Annotated in this window: 18 protein-coding genes; 15 read left to right on the top strand and 3 right to left on the bottom strand. The window is 67.0% G+C overall.

Translation table 11 applies throughout. The annotated features are described in order from the left end of the window. Positions 1–73 precede the first annotated feature (73 nt). From DXT74_RS05330 to DXT74_RS05285, 10 genes are all read left to right on the top strand, one after another. The gene (locus DXT74_RS05330) at positions 74–1,768 is read left to right on the top strand and encodes a HilA/EilA family virulence transcriptional regulator (protein ID WP_052370418.1); all 1,695 of its coding nucleotides are present in this window, start codon (positions 74–76) and stop codon (positions 1,766–1,768) included. Then, complete coding sequence (iagB, locus tag DXT74_RS05325; protein WP_196783828.1) at positions 1,765–2,229, top strand: type III secretion system invasion protein IagB; 465 nt, start codon at positions 1,765–1,767, stop codon at positions 2,227–2,229. The genes DXT74_RS05330 and iagB overlap by 4 nt, the downstream gene beginning before the upstream one ends. Positions 2,230–2,537: 308 nt before the next feature. Next, positions 2,538–3,008 (top strand): hypothetical protein, encoded by a 471-nt coding sequence (locus tag DXT74_RS05320; protein ID WP_194427463.1) that lies wholly within the window; start codon positions 2,538–2,540, stop codon positions 3,006–3,008. Positions 3,009–3,200: 192 nt separating this feature from the next. Further along, on the top strand, positions 3,201–4,382 hold the full coding sequence (locus tag DXT74_RS05315; protein WP_194427462.1) for a PrgH/EprH family type III secretion inner membrane ring protein: 1,182 nt from the start codon (positions 3,201–3,203) through the stop codon (positions 4,380–4,382). Positions 4,383–4,401: 19 nt separating this feature from the next. Then, positions 4,402–4,653, top strand: a complete 252-nt coding sequence (locus tag DXT74_RS05310; protein WP_043635026.1) for a type III secretion system needle complex protein — start codon at positions 4,402–4,404, stop codon at positions 4,651–4,653. 43 nt (positions 4,654–4,696) lie between these two features. Then, positions 4,697–5,002 (top strand): type III secretion system inner rod subunit SctI, encoded by a 306-nt coding sequence (gene sctI, locus DXT74_RS05305; RefSeq protein ID WP_179140697.1) that lies wholly within the window; start codon positions 4,697–4,699, stop codon positions 5,000–5,002. Continuing rightward, the gene (locus tag DXT74_RS05300; RefSeq protein WP_052370417.1) at positions 4,999–5,754 is read left to right on the top strand and encodes an EscJ/YscJ/HrcJ family type III secretion inner membrane ring protein; all 756 of its coding nucleotides are present in this window, start codon (positions 4,999–5,001) and stop codon (positions 5,752–5,754) included. Before sctI ends, DXT74_RS05300 begins: the two co-directional genes overlap by 4 nt. Then, entirely contained in the window at positions 5,747–6,334 is a 588-nt protein-coding gene (locus tag DXT74_RS05295; RefSeq protein ID WP_043635018.1) for a type III secretion apparatus protein OrgA/MxiK, read from the top strand. The genes DXT74_RS05300 and DXT74_RS05295 overlap by 8 nt, the downstream gene beginning before the upstream one ends. Then, positions 6,291–6,986 carry an oxygen-regulated invasion protein OrgB gene (locus DXT74_RS05290; protein WP_162787872.1) on the top strand — a complete coding sequence of 232 codons (696 nt, stop codon included), beginning with the start codon at positions 6,291–6,293 and terminating at the stop codon, positions 6,984–6,986. Before DXT74_RS05295 ends, DXT74_RS05290 begins: the two co-directional genes overlap by 44 nt. After that, a complete protein-coding gene (locus DXT74_RS05285) occupies positions 6,983–7,507 on the top strand; it encodes a hypothetical protein (protein WP_052370416.1) in 525 nt (174 codons plus the stop codon). Before DXT74_RS05290 ends, DXT74_RS05285 begins: the two co-directional genes overlap by 4 nt. 1 nt (position 7,508) lies before the next feature. Here DXT74_RS05285 and DXT74_RS05280 read toward each other — a convergent pair whose 3' ends face one another. Then, the gene (locus tag DXT74_RS05280) at positions 7,509–8,519 is read right to left on the bottom strand and encodes a questin oxidase family protein (RefSeq protein ID WP_043635016.1); all 1,011 of its coding nucleotides are present in this window, start codon (positions 8,517–8,519) and stop codon (positions 7,509–7,511) included. Between the two features lie 72 nt (positions 8,520–8,591). Here DXT74_RS05280 and soxR point away from each other — a divergent pair, with 72 nt between their 5' ends. The 3 genes from soxR to DXT74_RS05265 all read left to right on the top strand — a co-directional run bounded on the left by soxR (position 8,592) and on the right by DXT74_RS05265 (position 10,612). Beyond that, positions 8,592–9,086: a redox-sensitive transcriptional activator SoxR gene (soxR, locus tag DXT74_RS05275; RefSeq protein ID WP_194427461.1), complete on the top strand. Its 495-nt coding sequence runs from the start codon at positions 8,592–8,594 to the stop codon at positions 9,084–9,086. Between the two features lie 72 nt (positions 9,087–9,158). Beyond that, positions 9,159–10,115: a hypothetical protein gene (locus DXT74_RS05270; RefSeq protein ID WP_194427460.1), complete on the top strand. Its 957-nt coding sequence runs from the start codon at positions 9,159–9,161 to the stop codon at positions 10,113–10,115. 62 nt (positions 10,116–10,177) lie between these two features. Continuing rightward, positions 10,178–10,612, top strand: coding sequence for a CesT family type III secretion system chaperone (locus DXT74_RS05265; protein WP_176219596.1), 435 nt, complete (start codon positions 10,178–10,180; stop codon positions 10,610–10,612). 95 nt (positions 10,613–10,707) lie between these two features. Here DXT74_RS05265 and DXT74_RS05260 read toward each other — a convergent pair whose 3' ends face one another. Further along, on the bottom strand, positions 10,708–11,241 hold the full coding sequence (locus tag DXT74_RS05260) for a carboxymuconolactone decarboxylase family protein (protein WP_194427459.1): 534 nt from the start codon (positions 11,239–11,241) through the stop codon (positions 10,708–10,710). A 68-nt stretch (positions 11,242–11,309) separates the two neighbouring features. Between DXT74_RS05260 and DXT74_RS05255 the strand changes: the two genes are divergently transcribed. Beyond that, a complete protein-coding gene (locus tag DXT74_RS05255; RefSeq protein ID WP_196783827.1) occupies positions 11,310–12,176 on the top strand; it encodes an AraC family transcriptional regulator in 867 nt (288 codons plus the stop codon). 101 nt (positions 12,177–12,277) lie between these two features. Beyond that, complete coding sequence (gene blaOXA / locus DXT74_RS05250) at positions 12,278–13,111, top strand: class D beta-lactamase (protein WP_052370413.1); 834 nt, start codon at positions 12,278–12,280, stop codon at positions 13,109–13,111. Here blaOXA and DXT74_RS05245 read toward each other — a convergent pair. Further along, positions 13,093–15,132, bottom strand: coding sequence for a prolyl oligopeptidase family protein (locus DXT74_RS05245; protein ID WP_194427458.1), 2,040 nt, complete (start codon positions 15,130–15,132; stop codon positions 13,093–13,095). The genes blaOXA and DXT74_RS05245 overlap by 19 nt on opposite strands. Positions 15,133–15,195 lie beyond the last annotated feature (63 nt).

Below are 15,195 nucleotides of genomic sequence, written 5' to 3'. Positions count from 1 at the left end.
CGCGGCATTGGTCGACTCGATCCGCATGGTCCGCCGTGCGCTATTGCGCCGTGCGCGCAAGAGGAACTAGAAGATGGCGTTACATAAAGATGGCTTCATGAACAGGCAATTTGTTTTTGGCGACTTCGTCTTGCACTTCGACGGCATGCTGCTGCATCGCGAGCAGCAAATCAGCATTCCGCCCAAGGAACTGGCGGTGCTGACCGCTCTGCTGGAAGCGGCGGGAGAGCTGGTCAGCAAGGACGCGCTTTTGGACCGCGTCTGGCCGGACGGCGAAGTCAACGAGGAATCGCTGACCCGCTGCATCTACGCGCTGCGGCGCATCCTGCTGGAAACCAAGGACTGCCGCTACATCGACACCGTTTACGGCAAGGGCTATCGCTTCAGCCGTCCGGTGGCCATGGTGTCCAAACCCACGCCGCTCGCGGCTCAATGCTCGGTGGCGGTGCTGCCTTTCCGCACCCACCCTCAACTGGACGCGGTCAGCCTGCACAACGCTCTGGTGCAATGTCTGTCGCGCTACTCGCCGTTCGGCCTGATCGTGCTGCCGGCCACCATCACCCAGAACTGCCGCGACGTCACCGACATCGTGGCGATGATCGACCAGCTTCGCCCGGACTACTACCTGGCCGGCCAGACTCTGCAACAAGGCGGCGTCTGGAAGCTGCGGGTGGAATTGGTGCGCGCCGCCGGCCATCAACTGATTCACCATGAAAGCATAGAGCTAAGCCCGGAACAGCCGATCACCGCGCTGCAGACCCGGCTGGCCAGCCTGCTGCCGCAACGCATTCCCGGCCTGCGCTGGAATCAGGGGCAAAACAATGAACTGGGCTCGCTGGACATGGCCATCACCTATCTGAACGGCCGCCACGAACTGCAACAACACACCCCCTCCAGCCTGCGCCGCGCGCTGATGCTGCTGCGTCAGTGCGTCAACGCCGGCCCCAGCCACGCGCTGCCTTACTGCAGCTTGGCCGAGTGCTATCTGACCTTGGCCCAGCTGGGACTGTTCGACCAGGCCCAGGCGCTGAGCCAGGCCCAGCAGGCGGTGAACAAGGCGGTGGAGCTGGACGCGGCCAACCCGCAGGCGCTGGGCTTGCTGGCCCTGCTCAGCAGCATGCGCTCTCAGCAGGCGGTGGCCGAGGCCCTGTTCGAACAGGCGCGGCTGCTGGCGCCGGATGCCGTCGACATCCATTACTACCACGCCTGGCATTTATTCCTGTCCGGCAAGCTGGCCCAGGCGCAACAAGCGCTGGACGCCTGCCTGGAGCGCGATCCTTCGCGCATCTCCGCCAGCATTCTCAAACTGTGGCTGACCTATTACGAGCGCCGCATCGAAGACGCGGTGTCGCTGGGCAAGCGCCAGCTCTGCCAATACGGCCAGAACCATCCGGTGCTGCAAAGCGTGCTGGCGCTGTTGCTGGGGCTGCAAGGCCAGTACGCGCAAGCCGACGAGCTGGTGCAGGCGGTGCGGGACTCCGGCGAGGAAGCGGGCCTGCTCGCCCTCAATCACTGCTATGTCGACTACTGCCGACACGGCGACGCGGCGGTGCCCGCGCTGCGGGCCTTCCTCGCCAAGGTGGACAGCCGCCAGGTGCGGTCCAGCCTGCTGCCGCTGATTCTGGCCGCGCAAGGCCCGGAGGCCGCAGTCCAGCATTGGCGCCAATTGCAGGCCGAAGGCTATCTGTGGATCAAGGCCTGGCGCCACGATCCGCGTCTGAGCGAACTGGCGGAACAGGCCCAGCCTTGCCAGCCGGAGGCCGCGTGATCCGCGTCGGCCTGTTGTCCGCTCTCTTGTTGTGCGCAGGCGGGGCGCAGGCGGACTGCTGGGATCGCGCCGGCCGCATGTTCAACATCGCGCCGGACTTGCTCTACGCCATCGCCCAGCAGGAGTCCGGGCTCAAGCCGGACGCGGTGGGACGCAACCGCGACGGCAGCCGGGACCTGGGCCTGATGCAGATCAACAGCGCTCATCTGCCGCGGCTGCGTCAGTTGGGCGTCACCGAACCGCAGTTGATGGGCGACGCTTGCCTGTCCGTGATCGTCGGCGCCTCCATCCTGGCCGAGATGATGAAACGCTACGGTTACTCCTGGGAGGCGGTGGGCGCTTACAACGCCGGCACCGCGCCCAGCCGCCGCGCCTTGCGCATGCGTTACGCCGAGCAAGTGTGGCGGCGCTATCAGAAACTGCGTCAAGCCGCCCCACCCCCAAGCAAGGAGCTCTCATGATTCGCTCGCTTCCCCCGCCGCGCCCGCAGCCCGTGGCGGCCCCGGTCGCCGCCCCAAGAACCTGTCCGCAGCCGGCCTGGACCGCCCAGCTGCGCGGCGTCAGCCAGGCGGCCTCGCCTCAGCCAGCGCCGCGCACGGCTCAGCCCAGCCGCTCGGTCAGCCAACTGCGGCAAGCTTTCCAACAAGCGGCGTCCCAGCCGCCCGCGAAAACATTGGCTCGCCCCGCCGGCAAACTGCGGCTACCCATGCCCCTGGCGGACAGCGCCTCAACCCGCGCCAATGCCGCTCCGACGCCCAGGCGCGACCCGATGGCGCTGCTGCGCCAACGCATGACGCCCGAGGCGCTCAAGGATTTTGAGCAAAAACTGGCTGACACCGCCGGCAAGCGCGCCCCGGTCAAGACGCAGCAGCAATCGGTCGCCGTCGCTCAAGCCGCGCCTGCCGTAATGGCCGCTCCCGCGTCTCCAGTCCTGGCCGCCGCGCCGCGGCCAACGCAGCCCGGGCAGATTCCGCCGCCGCCTCCACCCCCACCGCCGCCCGTCAACGCGGCAGCCCCGGCTGCCGGCCCGGCGCGCGTCTGGAACAAGATCGCGGCGGCCAGCGCAACGGATATACAGCAATTACGCGACGAGCAAAGCCAAAAACTGCGCAAGGAGCCGGGTTCTAAACCCTCGGCCGCCTCGCCGGCTGGAAATGAGCTCATCAAGGAATTGAAAGAGCGGCAGGCCCTTAGAGAACAAAGAATGGCGGCGCGGGCCGCTGACGCCCAAGAGCGCTAAACCCGCGCCGTCCCCGATCCCCCTTTACATGGCGGCCGCCGCTTCCACGGCACGCCGCCATGCTTTTTCCCTCCTCCCCGAATCTGATTCCCCACCCGAGATTTCATCGGTTTTCCATCAGGAATCCGTTCCGTCTTGTCCGTAAAGTGAATGCCAATATCGCAGAACCTTGCGCACTCACCGACAGACACCATGGCAGCTGAAGACATTACTCTCTCCGCGCCGGCGCCCATCGTGGTCCGCCTGCTCAACAGTCCGCTGCGCGGCTGCGAATTCCTTTTGCAACCGGGCAAGACCTTGTTTCTGGTGGGCCCGGCCGCCGCCCTGACCGAAGCCGGCCAGTTGCCGGAATTGCCGGCCGACGCTCTGTTCATTCCCCTGGAACAGGGGGGCGTCAATTTCGAAGTGCTGATTGATCGCGCCGAGCCAGACCGAGTGACTTTGCGCGAACTGGGCGACGCCGGCGTGGACGAGCGTCCGGCCGAATTCAACCGCCCGCTGCGCATCGGCGCACTGGAACTGGCGCTGCGGCCGGAGCACCTGTCCTGGTCGCCGGAGGTGCTGGGTCACGGCCAGGACGCGCCCCAGCCGGAGCAAAAACCGGCGCGTCGCCACGCCGCCGCCGCGGTGGCGCTGGCGGTGCTCGCCATCCTGTTGCTGGCAGGCGGCGGCTATTGGCTGTGGAACACCCCTCAACGCCAGGCCTCGGAATTGAACGCGCTGCTGGGACGCGACAGCCAACGCTTCCAGGTGCTGCCCGGCCGCGACGGCGTGTTCTACGTCGCCGCCGCCAATGAGCGGGATAGCGCCTGGGCGCGGCAAGTACTGGCGCGCGGCGATTACAACCGCCCGGCGCGGGTGCTCAGCCCGCAGCAGGAAAACGAACGCGTCGGCCGCTGGCTGGCGGATCACTATCCGCACCTGCCCTATTACCGCTTGCAGCTGGACAACCCGCGCCGGCCCCAGCTTTGGGTCAGCCAACAGCGCGCCGCGCTGGGCGGACCGGCCAGTCAGGCGCTGTCGCAGCGGCTGGCCGAGCAGATGCCCTACGCCGACGCGGTGGACATTGTGCCGGTGGACGACGCCGCCGCCGCGAGTCAGGCCGAAACCGGCCTGTCGCGCCAGGCGCTGCCCTTCACCCGCAGCGAGCAGCCCAACGGCGTCACCTTCGTGATCCAGGGCTCGCTGGACGACGGCGAACTGTTGCGCGCGCGTCGCTTCGTCGACGACTACTACCGCCAATGGGGCGGCCGCTACGTGCAATTCGCCATTGAATTGAAGGACGACTGGCTCAAGGGCAAGTCCTTCAAGTACGGCAACCAGGGTTACGTCAAGATGGCGACCGGCCACTGGTATTTCCCCAAACCACTCTAGAACCACAAGGTAATTCACCATGGCAATCGATCTCCCTAACAAAGACTGGACACTCAGCGATATGTCCGGCGAGTTCGACAACGGCGTAGCGCAACTGCAAGAGGAGTTGAAAACCGCGCTGGACGACCTGAACAAGAACCCGTCCAACCCCAAGATCCTGGCCGACTACCAGAGCAAGCTGTCCGAATACAACCTGTACCGCAATGCGCAATCCAACACCGTCAAGGTGTTCAAGGATATCGACGCGGCCATTATCCAGAACTTCCGCTAAACCTCGACGCCGGCCACGCGCCGGCGCTTCAGGAGTCCGCCCCATGACCCCCATCGCCGCCCAATCTCTAGACGCGCTGACCGCGCAGGTCAGCGATATCACCCGCTCCGAACACAATCTCGTGTCGCTGGACGACCGCCTGATCCAGGCCTTCTCTCAAAACGCCGTCAATGTAGGCATGGAGAAGGACGCTATTCTGCAACGGCTGGAACAGCCTGGCCTGTTGAGCAACCCCGCCGTGCTGATGGAACTGCAGCAGCGCACTTCCAATTACAACCTGGAGGTGTCCATGATCAGCACCCTCACCCGCAAGACCGTGGGCGCGGTAGAAAGCCTGCTGCGCTCATGATCCGCCATGGTTTCAAAGCCGTATTGCTGGCATTGCTGCTGACCGGCTGCCAGCAGAAAGACCTGCTCAAGGGCCTGGACCAGCAGCAGGCCAATGAAGTGATTGCCGTCTTGCAACGCCACAATATCGAAGCCGACAAGACCGACCGCGGCAAGGCCGGTTTCAGCATCGCCGTGGCGCAGCCGGACTTCGCCGCCGCCGTGGACTGGCTGAAGGCCTACAACCTGCCGTCGCGGCCGCGGGTGGAAGTGGCGCAGATGTTCCCGGCGGATTCCCTGGTGTCCTCGCCGCGCGCGGAGAAGGCGCGGCTGTATTCCGCCATCGAGCAGCGGCTGGAACAGTCGCTGCAAACCATGGACGGCGTGCTGTCCGCGCGCGTGCACGTCAGCTACGACCTGGATTCCGGCGAGGGCGGCCGCGCCGCCAAGCCCATCCATTTGTCCGCGCTGGCGGTGTACGACCGCGACGTGGACCCGGAGCAGATGGTCAACGACATCAAGCGCTTCCTGAAGAACAGCTTCGCCGACATCGATTACGACAATATCTCGGTGGTGCTGTCGCGGCGCAGCGAAGCGCAGCAGCAGGCGCCCACCGCCCCGGCGGAAGAGCGCGGCTCGGGCCTGAGTTGGCTGATGGCCGGCGTGGCGCTGATCGCGCTCTTGGGCGCGGCCGCCGGCTGGCTGTGGCAGCGCCGGGCGCCCAAACCCGCCGCCGAGCCCCCCGCCTCCGAGCCGCAGACCGGACATGAGTAAGCCGCCCGCCGCCCGTTCCCCGGCGCTGCAAGCGCTGCTGTACGACCCGCTGGCCTATCTCCACCCGCGGAGGCTGGTCCTGCCATCGGCGCTGACCGCCTCCGCCGCCGCGCGCGCCGCGGCCAATGAACTGGTGATTTCCGCCTATCGGCTGGACAGCGACTGCGCCGACGCCCAGTTGGACCCGCTGGCGCGGCAATGGCTGCGCCACTGGCGGCGGCTGCCGCAAACCGCCTATCTGCTGGGCTGCCACGCCTTGCGCGCCGGCCTGGGCTGGCAGGCCGGTCTGCTGCGGCTGCCGGACTGGGCTCAGGAATTCGCCGCCGTGGCGCTGCCGCCGGACGCCGCCGCCGCGCAACGGCCGGCGCTCAGCCACGGCGCGCTGCTGCTCACCGGCTACGGCCGCCTGCAAGCTTGGCGCGAGCGGCTGCCGCGCCCCTTGGCGCAACGCTTGCCGCTGCTGTTCCCGCCGGAGGCCGACGCCGCGCCGCCGCAACCGGCGGCCGACGCCCTGATTTTGACCTTGGCCCTACAACATGCCCAGAGACATCCCCACACCCCGCCCGCCGACCGCCGCTGAAGGCGTGCTGGTGCGCCGCGGCCAGCTGCGCCGCGCCGCCCGCGCCGATCAACTGGAGCGCGACGCGCGGCAACAGGCGCAGCGCGTGCTGCGCGAAGCCGAGCGCCAGGCCGAATCCTTGCGCCGGCAAGCCAGCCAGCAGGGCTACCAGCAAGGCATGCTCGCCGCGCTGAAACACGCGGCCGCCCATCTGGCCGCCAGCCAGGCCATGGCCTGGAACTGGCGCGAGCGGCTGGAGCAAGAGGCCCGCGCCATGCTGGCCGCCGCGGTGGACCATCCGGACACGCTGCTGCTCCTGCTGGACGAATGGCTGCGCGGCCTGGATCAGCCGGACGCCACCCTCTATCTCCAGCTGCCCAAGCGCGCCCGTGCGCTGCAGCCTCAGTTGATGACGCTGCTGGCGGAAAACTGGCCCGGCGCCATCCAGATCGACTACCACGCCGACGCGCGCTTCATGATGCGCTGCGCGGACCAGGCGGCGGAGTTCTCGCCGGAACAGTACGTGGAACCAGCCAGCCGCCAGTTGCTGCAATGCCTGGAGCCCTTGCCCCAGGACTGCCGCCGTTTGTCGGAACAGGCGCTGCGCGGCTTGATCGCGCAACTGGAACAAGACCTGGCGGCCTTAGCCGCCGCAGACAGGAGCCCGGAATGATCCCCTCGCTGACCCCTTACGCCATGGGCCGCGCCGCCGCGCCCGGCGACGACCTCATCCCGTTGCAACAGCGGCTGCTGGCCGCGGCGCAAGACGTCGACGGCGCCGCGCCGCCGGCCGAAACGCCGGAGACCGACGACGCCAAGCCGGTGGAGCCGCCGCCGCACAAATGGCCGGATTTCCAGTCCGATCCAGTAGCGATAGCCTTCCTCGCGGCGCTACGCGAGCTGCCGCCGCCTGCGTCCGACTCGCAAGAGGACAAACAGCGCTACGCCGATGCCGTCGGCAGGCTGCTGCGCGACTTCAAGGACCCAGCCTCCGGCGAACTAGCCTTCCGAACACTGCAAGAGCAAAACGACATGATCCAGCGCACGCTGGAACAGCTTGACGCCGCCTCACCGCTGCACACCGCGCTGATGACCTCGCTGGTGAGCAATATCGGTATTGAGAGCATGATGACTCAATGGATGCAGGACGCGATTCTGTCCGGCGGCGTGCCCAAGGAGATGGAGGACTGGTGATTCACACCGCGTCCCACAAGGCCCGCGCCGCCGCCGCGTGATAGAAAACGTCGCCGCTGCGCTGGAACTCCCGCTGGCAGGCGTACACCAGCTTGATCACATGTTCGTTGCGCACGTTCAGCACGCGCTGCAGCAATAAGGGCCAAGCCGGCTGCGCCTCCGGCAGTTCCTCCGCCTCCAGCGCCGGCGCGCCGATGGACACATAGGCGACGCAGAAAGTCTGCCACAAGGCAGGGCGCCACGCCTCCGCCGGCAAGCCGGGCAGATGCTCCAGCACGTCGCGCAGCGCCAGCGTCGCCGTCACCATGTGCAGCGCAGTGAAATTGTCGGTCTGCCAATACACCCGCAGCGCCGTCCGCGCCAGCGCGTCCAGCCAGTTCGCCGTTTTCGGCGCGCCGGGCAGCGCGGCGGCGAAACGCGGATCGGCCAACACCGCGTCGAAACGCTCGTGTATCCAGTCATCCGCGCTGTTCCAGCCGCCCATCGCCCGCGACAAGCTCGCCAGCCCATCCTCCACCGAAGCCGCCGGCGCATTCGCATTCAAACCGGCGGGCAGGCGCAGATAGCTGCTCAGATAATAGGCAAGACCCGCCGCCGCCTCTCCGTCGTGACCGGCGCGCAGGGCGAAAGCCAGCCGGATCAAGGGGTGGAAAGCGCCGCCGCCGGGCGAAAACGGCAGGCTGCCCAGCACCTCGCGCACGGTTTCTTCCACGCCGCGCGCCGCCACTCTCTCCTCCATCACCCTGAGCAGCGCCGGGAAAGCGTCCAACCGCCCCACGGCCGTGTCCCACCGTCCCCAGCCGATATCGTAGCGCGTCGCTTCCGCAGGCTCTGCGCGCTCGCTTTCCCAAAAATCGAAAAATGCGCGCAACTGGTGCGGCTCCGCCCCCATTTCCGCCAAGGCGGTCAGCGCCATCGGGCAATGGTTGGTGGTGTCGCTGTGCATCAGCGAAAACTCATGGTTGGCGTCCAGCAAGGCATGCAGTTCGGTGTGGCGGCTTGGCGCGTTCATGGCGTCCTCCTTGAAAAAATCATGACCTTACGATAAAAGTTAAAGTCAACTTTAAGTCAAGCGAGTCCGCGCATGCCCGCCGTTCCCACTGCTAAACCCTTCCCCTGGCTCAGCATAGGCGAGCTGGCGCGCCGTTCCGGCGTGGCCGCCAGCGCCCTGCGCTACTACGAAAGCCAAGGCCTGCTGCACAGCGCCCGTTCCGCCGGCGGCCAGCGCCAATACCCGCGCGACGCGCTGCGACGCGTCGCCTTCATCCGCGCGGCCCAGATCGTCGGCATCAGCCTGGACGACATCCGCGGCTCGCTGGCCGCCTTGCCCAGCCAGCGCACGCCGACGCCTCGCGACTGGGAGGCGCTGTCCGCGGACTGGCTGCCGCGCCTGCAACAGCGCATAGATGAACTGACCCGGCTGCGCGACCGGCTGGGCAACTGCATTGGCTGCGGCTGCCTGTCGCTGAGCCAGTGCGCGCTGTACAACCCCGGCGACTGCGCGGCCAGCCTGGGCGATGGAGCGCGTTATCTGATAGGCGAGCCGCCGGCGGAGATAGCGGACCAGAACGACGGCTGAGCGCTTCCTGAAAGCCGCTGTCGCAACGGCGCGGTGTAATGGCGCCCATTTCAACGCCACTGGAGCGCCACCATGGTATTTCTCGGCTTTACCTCCATCCGGCCCAATGCCGGCCAAGCCCCCGCCCCGGCCCAGGCCCCCGAGGCCCCAGCCGCTCAAGTCGGCAGCCTCAACGGCAAGCCGGTGCGCATCGACGACAGCGCCGAAAGCCGCGGCAAGGCCCACGCGGTCTTGAGCGAGTGCCTGTCCGACGTGCGCCGTTTCTTCCAGCCGCTGTGCGGCCGGGTCGCCCGCTTCTTCGGCGCGATTCCGGACTGGGTGCGCACGCTGGCCGGCCAGGCCAAGCCGGCCGCGGCCAGCGCTCAGCAAGCGCCCGAGTCCCATCTCACCGCGTCGTTCGCCGCCAATTTCTGCCGCCTGTGCGATACGTTCCAGGCCAGCCTGGCGGATAAGCGCAATATGGACGGCGCCTTCCGCGTGCCGGCATCGCACGAGAAATTGCAGAACGTGAAACAACAGATGGCGAATGGAGAGATTGCGCCGGACTCGCTCAGCCACATCGAGATTGCCGCGCTGATCAAGGACACCCTGAAGCAATTGCCGCTGCCCAGCGATCAAGACCTGCACGCGCTGCACGCCAGCGGCGCAGACGTCACCCGCCTGCACCGCGAGATGTTGTCGCAATTGCCGGAAGGGCCGCTCAAGCAGTGCGGAAGCGAGGCGATGCGCACCCTGGCCTTGAGCCATCGCCATGCCGATGCCGGCACCGGCAGCGCGTTCAGTAAAACCTCCATCGAGATTTCCGCGCCGCTGTGGCAGATGACCGATCTCCAACTGGCCAAAACCATGCCCGCGATTGGCGGAGCGCTGCTGCAAGGCTGGCTGGATGAGCCCGCAGCCCCTGCGGACCCGTCAGCCGGGCAGCCTTCCTCGCCGGCGGATAAACCCGTCGCGGCGGAACCGTGGCGTGCTCAGTACGCCACGGTCATGCAGCAACTGCTCGCCCAGCGCCCACAGCGCTCGGAATAAGCGCCATGCCCCGGCCGCCACGCGCGGCCGGCTTCCATTCACCCGTCCAAGAAGAAAAAAACATGTCCACGCCTTTCCAACACGCCGTCGCCGAACTTTGCCAATCCCTGTCGCTGCAGCCGCCGGAACAGATCGACAACGCGCTGTTCACCCTACAAGTGGGCGAACACGCGCTGCATCTGAGCGAACAGCCGGCGCATCAACTGCTGATGTTCTGCTGCCTGTCGCCGCAACAGGCGCAAGCGGACGCGCCGCCGCCGCGGCAGAACCTGTTCAGCGACGATCCGCTCAAGCCGGTGATCGGCCAATCCGAGCACAGCCAGGACTGGGTGCTGTGGAACCGCCAGCCGCTGGCCGATTGCGACGCCGCCGCGCTGCAGCGGCAGTTGGAGCGCATCAGCGATTGCGCCGAACAGTGCTGCCGCGCGCCGGAACCGGCGGCGTCGACCTTCGCGCCGCAGGCGCTGCGTCAGCGCCACGCCCGGCTGCATTGCTGAGCAGGACAAAACCCGCACGAAAACGGCCGAGGCCGCCGGCATACCCCAGTACGCCGGTCAAGCCTCGGCCGCGCTCAATCAACGGCAAGCGCCGCCTACAAGTCCACCACCGGGAAATCGATCTCGGTGCCGGCGATCAGATTGGCGTAATTGGTCAGCGTGTTCAGCGCCACCGCGGCGATCACCTCCACCAGCAGGCCGTCGTCGACGCCGGCGGCGCGCGCTGCGGCCAGCTCCTGATCGGACAACACGCCGCGCTGGCTGACGATTTGCGCGGTCAGCCTGGCGATCGCGGCGGTCTGCGCGTCGGCGGCCTGGCCGGCCCGCGCCGCCTGGATGTCGGCCTCGCTCAGGCCCGCGCCCTTGCTCATCAGGGTATGGGCGGACAGGCAGTACTGGCAGGCGTTGGCCTGAGCGACCGCCAAGGCGATCACTTCGCGCTGGCGCGCGCTGAGCTTGCCCTTGGCCAGGGCTTCGGAGAAGCCCAGATAAGCGTTCAACACCGCCGGAGACTGGGCGAAGGTGGCGAACAGATTGGGCACCTTGCCCAGCTTGGCCTTGACGGCGTCCAGGGTGGCGCTCAGTTCCGGGCTGGCTTGATGGCGGTCTACGGTGGGGATGCGGGGCATGATGGGCTCCTGACATTCAAGTTGAACAACGATAGGGACTGCACGGAAGCCATATTGCAATACAATCGATGTCATATCGTCTCGAAAACTTTGCAGATCGTATCGAAATGGACCTGTTGACGCCCCTGTTGCAGCAAAGCGCGTTTTCCGCGCGCGTGTTCCATCATGGCAATCTATGCCATCTGGCGGACTTCGACCCTGGCGCAATGGCCGGTCATCTGCATTTGTTCAAAGGCGGCCGCCTGAGTTGCACGCTGCGCGACACCCTGGTACTGGATACCGACCGCCCTTGCGCGCTGCTGTTTCCGCGCCCCAGCGCCCACACCCTGCTGCCGGTGGGCGAACGCGGCGCCGACCTGGTCTGCGCCACGCTGGACCTGGGCTTCAAGACCGGCGGCCCGCTGGCGATGGCGCTGCCGGAATGCCTGGTGCTTTACCTGGACGACGCCCCCAACCTGCTGCCCACGCTGCAACTGCTGTTCGACGAAGCCTTCTCCGAGCGCTTCGCCCGTCAAGCGGCGCTGGACCGGCTAATGGAATACTTTCTGATTCAAGCGATACGCGCGGTGATAGACAGCGGCCAAATCCACAGCGGCATTTTCGCCGCCATGACCGACCCCAAACTGGCGCGCGCCGTCAACGCCATCCATGCGCGCCCGGAGCGCAGCTGGACCGTGGAACTGCTGGCGGAACAGGCTGGCATGTCGCGCGCGCGCTTCGCCGCCCGCTTCCGCGAACAAGTCGGCCTCTCCCCGCTGGATTATCTGACCGACTGGCGGCTGGCCGTCGTCCGCCACCAGTTGCGCCAGGGACACGCGATCAAGCGCATCGCCGCCCAAGTGGGCTACGCCAGCCCCGCAGCGCTCAGCCGGGTGTTTGCCCAACGACTTGGGCTGCCGCCCAGCGATTGGTTGAAACAACAGGCGGCAATTTGAACAGCGCCACGCGTGGAACTTTGGAATCCGCCCCCCCATCTGACTCCAGACCGCGGCGATCCAATGGACGCGCCGCGCCGAATCCACCATAGGGAAACATCATGAATGCACCACGCCTCGCCGCCGCCGGCCTGATCTGCGCCGGCTTGTTCAGCCTGCCGGCTCACGCCGCCACGCTGTGCACCCTGCTGGCCGACGCCAAAAGCGGCGACATCCTGCTGCAGCAGGGCAACTGCGAACAGCGCTACACGCCGGCCTCCACCTTCAAGATTCCGCTCAGCGTGATGGGCTTCGACTCCGGCTTCCTTCAGAGCGAACACCAGCCGGCGCTGCCTTATCGGGACGGCTATGTGGACTGGGGCGGCGATAACTGGAAACAGCCCACCGATCCGGTGCGCTGGCTGAAATACTCCGTGGTGTGGTATTCGCAGCAGATCGCCCAGGCCTTGGGCGAAGAGCGGCTAAGCCGTTACGCCGACGCCTTCGGCTACGGCAACGCCGACTTCAGCGGCGACCCGGGCAAGCACAACGGCCTGGAGCGCGCCTGGATCGCTTCTTCGCTGAAAGTGTCGCCGCTGGAACAGCTGGCCTTTGTGCGCAAACTGGTCAACCTTGAACTGCCGGTGTCCAAGCGCGCGCAGGAACTGACAATGAAGATCGTGGAAACCAGCGCCGCGGCGGACGGCTGGCAGGCTCACGGCAAAACCGGCATGGCTTATCCGCGCAAGGCGGACGGCGAGTTCGACGAAGAACACCCTTACGGCTGGTATGTGGGCTGGGCCAATAAGGGCGAGCGCTCGCTGGTCTTCGTGCGCCTGATCCAGGACGACAAGAAAGAGCCGGGCACCGCCGGCGTGCGCTCGCGCGCGGCTTTCCTGGAGGAGCTGCCGGCGCTTGCCGCAGCCCCCTCCACCGCTCAATCCATCAGCCGCTGATACAAATACACCAGCACCCGCGCCAGTTCCTGCGCGGTCTGTTCCTGGCCGGCGTTGCCGCTGTGGCCGCCGGCCTCGGTTTCCAATAGCAGCGCGTCGTGGCCCAACTCCCGCATCCGCGCCACCATCTTGCGCGCGTGCGCCGGATGCACGCGGTCGTCCTTGGCGCTGGTGGTGAACAGCGCCAGCGGATAGGCCAGATCGCCGCGCAGCCGGTGGTAGGGCGAGTACGCCACCAGCGCCGGCCGTTGCGCCGGATCGTCCGGGTCGCCGTATTCGTCTATCCAGCTGGCGCCGGCCAGCAGCTCGGTATAGCGCAGCATGTCCAGCAGCGGCACTTCGCATACCACCGCGCCGAACAACTCCGGCCGCTGCGTCATGCAGGCGCCCACCAGCAGGCCGCCGTTGCTGCCGCCCTCAATGCCCAGCCTGGCCGGCGCGGTCAGGCCACGCGCCACCATGTCTTCCGCCACCGCGATAAAGTCATCGAAGCTCACTTGGCGGTTCACCCCCTGCGCCGCTTGATGCCAGCCAGGGCCGAATTCGCCGCCGCCGCGGATGCAGGCCAGCGCGAAGGCCCCGCCGCGCTGCAACCAGTGCGGGCCAAAGTTCTCCACGTAGTAAGGCATCATCGGCACTTCGAAACCACCGTAGCCGTACAGCAAGGTGGGCGTGGAGCCGTCCAGCGGCGCGTCGCGCCGACGCACCACGAAATAGGGAATGCTTTCGCCGTCCGGCGCGCGCGCCTGCCATTGCTCGGCGATGAAATCAGCCGGATCGAAAGCCTCCGGCTGACGACGCAGGCATTCCTGCGCGCCGCTGGCCACGTCCAGCCGGTACAGACCGGTGGGGGTGAGGAAGTCGCTGAAGCTGTAGCACAGAATATCGCTGTCCCAGGGCTGGTCGGCGAACTCGATCACCCCGCCGCTGGGCGTGGGCAGGGCGCGCTCGCGCCAGAGGCCATCGATCTTGTCGAAGGCCAGCAGCCGGCTTTTAACCTGGTCCAACAGATTCACCACCACGCTGGCGCGCGTGGTCTCCACGGACTCCACCGCCAAGCGCGGCTGCGGCGCCACCAGCAATTGCGCGGCGATCCGCCCCTGCCGCAGCGGCGCCAGCGCCACCGCCAGCAAGGCGCCCGCCGGATAGCGGGCTCCGGCGGCGTCCCAGTCTTCGGCCAGCTTAACGATCAGGTCGCCATGCAGATAGGCTTCCAGCTCGGCCTTGGCCGGCAGCGACAGCGCATGGACGTCCAGCGCTTCGTCGATCAGATGGTAGGTTTTGCTGTAGAAGCTGTCCGAGCACTCGATCAGGTCCAGCGTCGCGCCGTCGGCGTCGAGGAAGCGCCAGGCGGCCACCATCATCGCGTCCTCGCCGGCGGCGAACACCTGGCTCCACGCATGCCGGCCTTCCTCGCCGCGCTCCACCAGCCACACTTCGCGCGGATAGCCGGAACGGGTCAGCGGCGCGCCCGGCCAGCCGGGGCAAACCCAGGCGCTGTCCGGATCCCGCCAAGCCACATGGCTCTTGCCTTCCGGAAAGCTGAAACCGTCCGCCCGCCATGCTCCGGCGGCCAGATCGTATTCGCGCGCAATGCCCGCGTCGCCGCCGCCGGCGGTCAAATGCACCATGGCCTGCAAGGGCGCCAGCGTGCAGTGAGACACGCCGTCCAGATACCAGTCCTCGTCGGCGGCTTCGGCCAGCGCGTCGATGTCCAGCACGATCTGCCAGTCCTGCTCGACGGCGCGGTAGGCCGCCAGCGTGGTGCGGCGGTAAATGCCGCGCGGATGGGCTTCGTCCTGGTGGAAGTTGTACAGCCAGCCGTCGTGCTCGGCGCAGAACGGGATCTGGCGGGTGTCGCGCAGGTGCGCGAGGATCTCGTCGCGCAGGCCGGCGAAACGCGGGTCCGCGTCCAGCCGCGCCTGGGCGCGCGCGTTCTGCTCGGCCACCCATTCGGCGGCGGCGGGGTCGTCCAGGTTTTCCAGCCAGGCGTGGGGATCGGGAGCGTTATAGTCGGACATCGGCGTCATCACGGTTGCGGATCAATGGCCGCGAGGTTAGCACTCCGCGCCGCCGACGCCAAA

Source organism: Chromobacterium sp. Rain0013 (assembly GCF_015291765.1).
GTDB classification, from domain to species: domain Bacteria; phylum Pseudomonadota; class Gammaproteobacteria; order Burkholderiales; family Chromobacteriaceae; genus Chromobacterium; species Chromobacterium haemolyticum.
Note: the sequence above shows the minus strand (reverse complement) of the source record. Positions and strands in the feature narration are given on the sequence as shown.

Excerpts from the sequence above, each read along its gene's own strand:
- DXT74_RS05330 (WP_052370418.1), top strand. The coding sequence starts at position 74 with ATGGCGTTACATAAAGATGGCTTCATGAACAGGCAATTTGTTTTTGGC.
- DXT74_RS05320 (WP_194427463.1), top strand. The coding sequence starts at position 2,538 with ATGGCGCTGCTGCGCCAACGCATGACGCCCGAGGCGCTCAAGGATTTT.
- DXT74_RS05315 (WP_194427462.1), top strand. The coding sequence starts at position 3,201 with ATGGCAGCTGAAGACATTACTCTCTCCGCGCCGGCGCCCATCGTGGTC.
- DXT74_RS05310 (WP_043635026.1), top strand. The coding sequence starts at position 4,402 with ATGGCAATCGATCTCCCTAACAAAGACTGGACACTCAGCGATATGTCC.
- sctI (WP_179140697.1), top strand. The coding sequence starts at position 4,697 with ATGACCCCCATCGCCGCCCAATCTCTAGACGCGCTGACCGCGCAGGTC.
- DXT74_RS05300 (WP_052370417.1), top strand. The coding sequence starts at position 4,999 with ATGATCCGCCATGGTTTCAAAGCCGTATTGCTGGCATTGCTGCTGACC.
- DXT74_RS05295 (WP_043635018.1), top strand. The coding sequence starts at position 5,747 with ATGAGTAAGCCGCCCGCCGCCCGTTCCCCGGCGCTGCAAGCGCTGCTG.
- DXT74_RS05290 (WP_162787872.1), top strand. The coding sequence starts at position 6,291 with ATGCCCAGAGACATCCCCACACCCCGCCCGCCGACCGCCGCTGAAGGC.
- DXT74_RS05285 (WP_052370416.1), top strand. The coding sequence starts at position 6,983 with ATGATCCCCTCGCTGACCCCTTACGCCATGGGCCGCGCCGCCGCGCCC.
- DXT74_RS05280 (WP_043635016.1), bottom strand. The coding sequence starts at position 8,519 with ATGAACGCGCCAAGCCGCCACACCGAACTGCATGCCTTGCTGGACGCC.
- soxR (WP_194427461.1), top strand. The coding sequence starts at position 8,592 with ATGCCCGCCGTTCCCACTGCTAAACCCTTCCCCTGGCTCAGCATAGGC.
- DXT74_RS05270 (WP_194427460.1), top strand. The coding sequence starts at position 9,159 with ATGGTATTTCTCGGCTTTACCTCCATCCGGCCCAATGCCGGCCAAGCC.
- DXT74_RS05265 (WP_176219596.1), top strand. The coding sequence starts at position 10,178 with ATGTCCACGCCTTTCCAACACGCCGTCGCCGAACTTTGCCAATCCCTG.
- DXT74_RS05260 (WP_194427459.1), bottom strand. The coding sequence starts at position 11,241 with ATGCCCCGCATCCCCACCGTAGACCGCCATCAAGCCAGCCCGGAACTG.
- DXT74_RS05255 (WP_196783827.1), top strand. The coding sequence starts at position 11,310 with ATGTCATATCGTCTCGAAAACTTTGCAGATCGTATCGAAATGGACCTG.
- blaOXA (WP_052370413.1), top strand. The coding sequence starts at position 12,278 with ATGAATGCACCACGCCTCGCCGCCGCCGGCCTGATCTGCGCCGGCTTG.
- DXT74_RS05245 (WP_194427458.1), bottom strand. The coding sequence starts at position 15,132 with ATGTCCGACTATAACGCTCCCGATCCCCACGCCTGGCTGGAAAACCTG.